General features: G+C 70.2%; 1 pseudogene. It reads left to right on the top strand.

Annotated features, from left to right (window positions below):
- Window positions 1-225: pseudogene (locus H928_RS32405) on the top strand (TolC family protein); the annotation flags it as partial.

The following is a 225-nucleotide window of genomic DNA, read 5'->3' as shown; positions in this document are numbered from 1 at the left end:
AAGGCCAATTTTGGAGCGGCCACATCGCTGGAGCTGGCGCAACAGCGCGGCCTGGTGGCGGCGCAGCGCCGGGCGCTTGCGGCCCTGGACCAGCAGCAGGCCGATGCCCAGCGCAGCCTGGCCTTGCTACTGGGCCAGGCGCAAGGCCCTGCCGTCAGCCAAAGCAGTGTGCTGGCCTTGCAGGTGCCCCGCATCGACCAGGGAGAGCCCATCGAGCTGGTCACC

This window comes from Comamonas sp. B-9, from assembly GCF_000410635.1.
Lineage (GTDB): Bacteria > Pseudomonadota > Gammaproteobacteria > Burkholderiales > Burkholderiaceae_C > Comamonas.
Note: the sequence above shows the minus strand (reverse complement) of the source record. Positions and strands in the feature narration are given on the sequence as shown.